Source organism: Rhizorhabdus sp., assembly GCF_018006725.1.
GTDB lineage: Bacteria > Pseudomonadota > Alphaproteobacteria > Sphingomonadales > Sphingomonadaceae > Rhizorhabdus.
This window is the reverse complement of the sequence record NZ_JAGMXV010000214.1, coordinates 1-7,669: the sequence shown is the minus strand read 5'-3', so window position 1 is coordinate 7,669 and position 7,669 is coordinate 1. Positions and strand designations below refer to the sequence as shown.

Below are 7,669 nucleotides of genomic sequence, written 5' to 3'. Positions count from 1 at the left end.
GCGGATAGACGGTGAACTCCACCCATCCGCGCGCCCGCGCCAGATTGCGTTCGAGCAGTATGTTGAGCAGATGATGGCCCGGATAGCCCTCGTGGCAGCCGAGATCGACGGCGCGGTCGATGCGTACGGGCAGATCGGTGTTGACCTGGATCAAGCTGTGCGCGTCGCCCTTGTACCAGTTATAGCCCGACCAGCTCTTGCCTTTGACCAGTTCGAGCTCGAAGCGCTCCTGCTGCGGCATCGTGATATGGGCGGCGCTGCGGGCACGGCATTCTGCGATCGACGCGCGCATGACCGGTTCGAGGCGGTCGGCGGGAATGACGAAGCGGTTTTGCCAGGCATCGACGCGCTGCCACAGCGGACCATCTCCCGGCACCATCGCGGCGACCTTGGCGACGATCGGATCGTAGGCGGACAGAGGCTTCAGCGTGGGACGGATGCCGAACAGGCCCTGCGCCTCGTCCGCAAAGGCGAACTTTTCACCGGCCATCATCGCCAGCCGGGTTTCGGCTGCCTTGAGCTGGGCGAGCAGGAAGCTGCGCCGCTGACGATCTTCCGGCGAGAGACGATCAGGGGCGATCGCCGTCAGGTCTTTCGAGAGGCGCGAGGCTTCGGTACGCAGATCGGAGACGGCGCGCGGCTTGGCCTTGGCCTCTTTTGCCCAGTCGTCCGGGCCGTAATAAGCGTCGACGTAGCCGGGCTCCCGCTCACCTGCTTCCAGCGACAGGTGGACATAGGCTTCGGCAATCCCGTCGAGCGGGGAGGGCGCGCGCTTGGCGCCGACGGCCAGCATCATCGCAGCCGCGAGCAGCAATATCCGCATCTGCACTCTCCTCTCGTTGGCCGGCAGTCCGGCGTTCATCGTCGCCGGGGCACGGTCAGCGCGTCAGGACGCCGTGGGCCTTCTTGCCCGCCGACACTTTCACGCCCGCATCGCCCACCGTCACCATGGCGGTTTCGTCCGACACCTTCTCGCCGTCGATACGGGCACCGCCGCCCTTGATCATGCGCCGCGCCTCGCCCTTCGACGCGACCAGTCCGAGGCCGACCAACGCGTCGACCAGCGCGATGCTGCCCTCCGGAACGGCGAAGGTCGGCAGGTCGCCGCCCGCCTGTCCCTCCTCAAAGGTCCGGCGCGCGGTCTCGGCAGCCGCAGCGGCAGCCTCCGCTCCCCGGCACATGGTGGTGGCCTCATTGGCAAGGACGATCTTGGCGTGGTTGATCTCCTGGCCTTCGAGCGCTTCCAGCCGGGCGATCTCGTCGAGCGGCAGATCGGTGAACAGGCGCAGGAAGCGGCCGACATCCTTGTCGTGCGTGTTGCGCCAGAACTGCCAGTAATCATATGCGGGCAGCGCATCTTCGTTGAGCCACACCGCGCCCGACATGGTCTTGCCCATCTTGCCGCCATCGGCGGTCGTGATCAGCGGCGTGGTCACGCCATAGACTTCCTGGCCCAGCATCCGGCGCGACAGTTCGATGCCGTTGACGATGTTGCCCCACTGGTCCGATCCACCCATCTGCAGCCGGCAGCTGCGGCGGCGGGCCAGTTCCATGAAGTCATAGGCCTGCAGGATCATGTAGTTGAATTCGAGGAAGCTCAGCGACTGCTCGCGGTCGAGACGCAGTTTCACCGAGTCGAAGCTCAGCATCCGGTTGATCGAGAAATGCTGGCCCACCTCGCGCAGGAAGGGGATATATTCCAGCTTGTCGAGCCAGTCGGCATTGTCGACCATCACCGCATCGGTCGGGCCGTCGCCGAAGGTCAGGAAGCGTTCGAAGATGCGTTTGATCGAGGCAACATTCTGCGCGATCAGGTCGGTCGTCAGCAGCTTGCGCGCTTCATCCTTGAAACTCGGGTCGCCGATCTTCCCCGTGCCGCCGCCCATCAGGACGATCGGCTTGTGGCCGCTCTGCTGCATCCGGCGGAGCAGCATGATCTGCACGAGGCTGCCGACGTGGAGCGACGGCGCGGTCGGGTCGAAGCCGATATAGCCGGGCACGATCCCGCCCACGGCGAGGCTGTCGAGCCCCTGCGCGTCGGTGATCTGGTGGATATATCCCCGCTCGTCGAGCAGGCGCAGCAGGTCGGAACGATATTCGGTCATGATGCCCGCGCCGTTAGCATGGCGACGGCCAAGCGTCATGTGCTTCCTGCGCTTGAGGGCGGCAGGCTTGCGCCATCCCGGGATAGCAGCGAAAGAGACGCGATGGAGACCATGCTGGCCATTGGGCTGATGTCGGGCACCTCGCTCGATGGAATCGACGCCGCGCTGATCGAGACGGATGGCGCGGGCCATATTCGCCCGGTCGCCTTCCACGCACTGCCCTATCCGCGCCATGTCCGCGAGCAACTGCGCGAGGCTGCGGCGCTGGCGATGAGCTTCGATGCACCGCGCGGTAACGCCGCGATCGAGGCGGCAGAACAGATGCTGACGCGGCGTCACATCGACGCCGTCCGCCAGTTGCTCGCCAAGGCCGGCGTGTCGGCGGAAGCCGTCGACGTGATCGGCTTTCATGGCCAGACGATTGCACACCGCCCCGATCGCGGCTGGACGTGGCAGATCGGCGACGGCGCCGCCATGGCCAGCGCCCTCGGCATTCGCGTGGTCAACGACTTGCGTTCCGCCGATGTCGCGGCGGGCGGGCAGGGCGCGCCGTTATTGCCGGTCTATCATCGTGCTCTGACGAGCGGCCTGCCCGGTCCGGTCGCGGTGCTCAACCTCGGCGGTGTCGGCAACATCACCTGGCTGGGGCAGGGGGCTGAGGATCTGGTCGCTTTCGACACAGGCCCGGCCAACGGGCTGATCGACGACTGGATGCTGGCGGAGACAGGATCGCCTTTCGACGCGCATGGTGCCTTTGCCGCGCGCGGGACGGTCGACCGGACGGTGCTCGACACCATGCTCGACAACCCCTGGTTCGATGCGCCGCCGCCGAAATCGCTCGATCGGGCCGATTTCACCATCCAGCCGGCGCGCGGCCTGTCTGCCGCTGATGGCGCCGCGACGCTGACGGCGTTCACTGCCGAGACGGTTGCCTTGTCGCTGCGCCACCTGCCGGGCCGACCGCTGCGGCTGGTCGTGGCGGGCGGCGGGCGACATAATCCGACGCTGATGTCGATGATCGGCGCTGCGACCGGGATCATCCCCGAGCCGATCGAGGCGCTCGGATGGAATGGCGATGCGACCGAAGCGGAAGGCTTCGCCTATATGGCAGTGCGGGCGCTGCGTGACGAACCCATCAGCTTTCCGGGGACGACGGGCGTTCCCCAGCCGATGACCGGCGGCGTCGTCCATCTGCCCTGATCGGTCAGAGAGGCCACGTCCAGATGATCAGCGGCGTGCCGACGAGTACGACCAGCAACGACAATGGCGCCCCCAGCCGTGCATAGTCACCGAACTTGTACCCCCCCGGTCCCAGCACCAGCGTATTGCACTGGTGCCCGATCGGGGTGAGGAAGTCGCAGCCGGCCCCGACCGCCGTCGCGATCAGGAAGGCCTCAGGCCGATAGCCGAGGTCATGCGCGAACACCGCCGCGATCGGTGCCATGACGAGGACGGTTGCCGCATTGTTGAGGAAGGGCGTCACCGCCATCGCGACGACCAGGATCAGCGCGACCGCACCCCAGGCGGGCAGCGCGCTGCCGAATTGCGCCAGACCCGTCGCTATGACATCCGACGCGCCGGTGGTCCGCAGCGAATCGCTGACCGGGATGAGCGCGCCGAGCATCACAAGGATCGGCCACTCGACCGCCTGATAGGCTTCGCGTGGCGGTAGCGCGCCTGTCGCCATGACGATGCCGGCGGCGGCGAAGAAGGCGACTGCGACAGGGATCAGGCCGGTCGCGGTGGCAGCCATGGCGATCGCCAGCACGATCAGCGGCAACCAGCTGCGCCCGCTGCTGCCGAGGCGGAGTGCGCGTTCGGCGAGGGGGAGCACGCCAAGATCGCGGAGCCGGTCGGGCAGCAGGCCGAGCGGTCCCTGGAGGACGACCACATCGCCGGGATTGAGCCGGGTCTGACCGAGTTCGCGGGTGAGCCGCTCACCCGACCTCGACAACGCGATGAGGTTGACGCCGTAGCGCTCCTGCAGACGCAAGCGTCCTGCGGTCTGCCCCTCCAGCACCGAACTGGCGCCGATCACGCCCTCGATGACGCCGATCTCGTCGCCTTCGCTGCCTTCCGGCAACTCGCGCTGCTCGCCTTCCAGAGCGAGTTGATCGCGGGCGATGACACGCTCGAGCGCGTCGGGTTCGCCGGCCAGGATGAGCGTATCGTCCTCATACAGCGTCAGATCGAGTGAGGGCACCGTCCTGACGCGCGCGCGGAGCAACCCCGTCACGCTGACCTCGCGCTCGTGACGCGTGACGAACTCGCGCACCGTTTCCCCGATTGCGGGAGACCCTTCCGCGATCGTCACCTCGGTGACATATCTGGAGATGTCGAGCGCTTCTCCCAGCGTCGCGGTCGCCCGCCGCTCGCGGGGCAACAGCCGATAGCCGAAGCGGAGAAAGAGCAGGCCGACGACGAGCAGCCCGAGCCCGGTCGGCAGATAGTCGAACATGCCGAAAGGCTGCCCGGTCATCTCCTGGCGCACCCGGCTGACGATGATGTTGGGCGACGTGCCGACGAGGGTCATCAGCCCGCCCAGCAGGGACGCAAAGGCCATCGGCATTAGGAAGACCGACGGGCTCGTTTCGTTTTTCTTCGCCATCTGGAAGGCCGCTGGCATCAGCATCGCCAGCGCGCCGACATTCTTGACCAGCGCAGAGGCCACGCCGACCGTCGCGGTGAGAACAACGAGTTGCGAGCGGATCCGCTTCACATAGCGCGAGACGAAACCCAGGGCTCGTTCGATCAGTCCGGACCGCTGCATCGCCGCCGACAGAACCAGTGCGGATCCGACGATGATGACGATGTCGTCCGAAAAGCCGCTGAACGCATCCTCCGGCTTGACGATGCCGACGGCGAGCGCCGCGAGGAGCGCGAGGATGGCGGTGACGTCATAACGGAAGCGGCCCCAGATGAACAGGATCATCATGCCGACGAGCGTGCCGATGGACAGCCATTGTGGGGTGGTCATGCCGGGTTCCTGATGGTTCTCGCTTCGGCCGCGCCGATGGCTGGGTTCGCGCTTGTCATTTTATTTTCTGCCCCCTGTTCGGCGATATCGGGGATGCAACGCGCGATCGCCTCGTTGGTGGCGCGAAACGGACGGGCTGCGAGACGAAATTTCTTTCCAGCCATGTTAGGGTTGCAACCAAAGGGCGGCTGTGGCGCTGGAGAGCGATGGATTTCTTCCTTCTTTCAAGTTTGGCTGATGCCGCGATCCAGCAGGCCCTGCTGGCAATGCTGGTTTCGATCGCCGCCTTCGGCCTTGGCCAGATGGTGTCCCGCAAGCTGGGGCCGGCGCTGGTCCGCTGGTGGAAGGCGCATGGACCGGGCAAGGGGGAACTGCCGGTCAGACCGATCTGCACCGTCTTGCGGCTCTCGGTCGCGCTTCTGATCCTGATGGTCGCGACCGCGATCGGTTTCGAGGAGCTGTCCGCGCAGATCATCCTGGCCGTTGCGACAGGCGTGGCCGTCGGCCTTCTCGTGCACCGCTTTGCCCGCAGTGCCGGAACCGGCCGCGTCATCGCCACCCTGCTGGGCCTGGTCGCCTTCGTTGCCGCGATCGCCGGCGTCCTCCGCGGCTTCGCACCGCTGCTCGAAGGGCTGAACGCGGCAGGGTTCAGTGTCGGTTCGCGCCGCGTCACCTTGCTCGGCGTCCTCAACGGATTGCTGGTCGTCGCCCTTTTGTTCATCGGGACGCGACTGGCGATCCGGCTCATCGGCCGCTCGATCGACCAGGCCGGTGGACTGGACCGCTATCAGCGCGTGCTGATCCAGAAGCTGGTCGCGGCGGCCTTTGTCGTCGTCGCGATCCTGATGGGCATCGACCTGCTCGGCATCGACCTGACCGCGCTCGCGGTCTTTTCGGGTGCCTTCGGTCTCGCCGTCGGCTTCGGCTTGCAGAAGACCTTCGGTAACATGCTGTCGGGGCTGATCCTGCTGATGGACCGGTCGATCAAGCCGGGCGACGTGATCGTGGTTGGCGACAGCTTCGGCTGGGTGAACAAGATCGGCGTCCGTGCGGTCTCGGTCATCACCCGCGACGGCAAGGAGCATCTCATCCCCAATGAGCTGCTGATGACGGAGCGTGTCGAGAACTGGTCCTTCTCAAGCCGCGACGTTCGCATTCGCATTGCGCTGACGCTGCCCTATGCGACCGACCTCGATCTCGCCGAGCAACTTATGATCCAGGCGGCGACCGAATCCCCCCGCGTATTGGCGGTGCCGGGCCCCAATGTCTGGCTCCGCAGCTTCGGCGAGCGCGGCTTCGATTACGACATCCTCGTCTGGATCCGGGATCCGGAGCAGGGGGTTGGCAATGTCCAGTCGGACATCCTCCGGCGGCTGTGGAGGCTGCTGCAGGAGAATGCGATCAGCATTCCGCTGCCCCAGCGCGAGGTGCACCTGCATGCACGGTCAGAGGGTGGCAACGCGCCGAGGAGATAGCCTGGGCCTATTTCTTGCGCGCGAGACTCCGCATCGCGTCTTCCAGTCCAGTCAGCGTCAGCGGGAACATGCGGTTGTCCATTAGCTCGCGCATCATCCGGGTCGATTGGCTGTGCATCCAATAGGCCTCGGGGACCGGGTTCAGCCACACTGACGACGAGTAGACGTTGAGCATCCGCTGCATCCAGACGGCGCCCGCTTCCTCGTTGAAATGCTCGACCGAGCCGCCCGGCTGGCTGATCTCATAGGGGCTCATCGACGCATCGCCGACCAGCACCAGCTTATAGTCATGCCCATATTTGTGGAGCACGTCCCAGGTCGGGGTCCGCTCCTGGAAGCGGCGCCGATTATCCTTCCACACGCCTTCGTAGATGCAATTGTGGAAATAGAAGAATTCGAGATGTTTGAACTCCGCCGTCGCGGCGGAGAACAGCTCTTCGCAGATCTTGATGTGCGGATCCATCGATCCGCCAATGTCCAGGAACAGCAGCAGCTTGACCGCATTGCGCCGCTCGGGACGCATCTGGATGTCGAGGAAGCCGCGTCGGGCGGTGCCGTCGATCGTGCCGTCGAGGTCCAGTTCGTCGGCCGCCCCTTCGCGCGCGAAGCGGCGCAGGCGGCGGAGCGCGACCTTGATGTTGCGCGTGCCCAGTTCGACGTCGTTGTCGAGATTCTTGAACTCGCGCTTGTCCCACACCTTGATCGCGCGCTTGTGGAGGCTCTGGCCGCCGATGCGGATGCCTTCGGGGTTATAGCCCGAATTGCCATAGGGCGAGGTGCCGCCGGTGCCGATCCACTTGTTGCCGCCGTGGTGCTCGCCTTTCTGCTCCTCGAGCCGCTGCTTGAGCGTCTCCATGATCTCTTCCCAGGAGCCTAGCGCTTCGATCTCGGCCACCTGTTCGGGGGTCAGGAATTTCTCGGCGACCGCGCGCAGCCAGTCCTCGGGAATCTCCTGCCCTTCGCCGGCGCTGTCGAGAATGCCGCGGAAGACCCGGCCGAATACGCGGTCGAAGCGATCGAGCAGCCCTTCGTCCTTCACATAGGTCGCGCGGGCGAGATAATAGAATTCCTCAGGGCTCCAGCCGATGACGTCGCGGTCCATCGCCTCGAGC

6 protein-coding genes and 1 pseudogene are annotated in these 7,669 nt (G+C 65.6%); 2 read left to right on the top strand and 5 right to left on the bottom strand.

Annotated features, from left to right (window positions below):
- A pseudogene (locus tag KAY22_RS21535) lies at positions 1-823 on the bottom strand (hypothetical protein); the annotation flags it as partial.
- 55 nt (positions 824-878) lie between these two features.
- Entirely contained in the window at positions 879-2,105 is a 1,227-nt protein-coding gene (gene tyrS, locus KAY22_RS21530) for a tyrosine--tRNA ligase (protein WP_296625272.1), read from the bottom strand.
- 102 nt (positions 2,106-2,207) lie between these two features.
- Here tyrS and KAY22_RS21525 point away from each other — a divergent pair, with 102 nt between their 5' ends.
- Entirely contained in the window at positions 2,208-3,305 is a 1,098-nt protein-coding gene (locus tag KAY22_RS21525; RefSeq protein ID WP_296625271.1) for an anhydro-N-acetylmuramic acid kinase, read from the top strand.
- Between the two features lie 4 nt (positions 3,306-3,309).
- Here KAY22_RS21525 and KAY22_RS21520 read toward each other — a convergent pair whose 3' ends face one another.
- Positions 3,310-5,082: an SLC13 family permease gene (locus KAY22_RS21520; protein ID WP_296625270.1), complete on the bottom strand. Its 1,773-nt coding sequence runs from the start codon at positions 5,080-5,082 to the stop codon at positions 3,310-3,312.
- Positions 5,079-5,246 carry a hypothetical protein gene (locus tag KAY22_RS21515; RefSeq protein ID WP_296625269.1) on the bottom strand — a complete coding sequence of 56 codons (168 nt, stop codon included), beginning with the start codon at positions 5,244-5,246 and terminating at the stop codon, positions 5,079-5,081. Before KAY22_RS21515 ends, KAY22_RS21520 begins: the two co-directional genes overlap by 4 nt.
- A gap of 42 nt (positions 5,247-5,288) precedes the next feature.
- Here KAY22_RS21515 and KAY22_RS21510 point away from each other — a divergent pair, with 42 nt between their 5' ends.
- Positions 5,289-6,557: a mechanosensitive ion channel domain-containing protein gene (locus KAY22_RS21510; RefSeq protein ID WP_296625268.1), complete on the top strand. Its 1,269-nt coding sequence runs from the start codon at positions 5,289-5,291 to the stop codon at positions 6,555-6,557.
- A gap of 7 nt (positions 6,558-6,564) precedes the next feature.
- On the opposite strand, the gene KAY22_RS21505 is transcribed toward KAY22_RS21510, so the two are convergent.
- Positions 6,565-7,669 (bottom strand): VWA domain-containing protein (locus tag KAY22_RS21505; protein WP_296625267.1); only part of this gene is annotated, 1,105 nt, incomplete at its 5' end.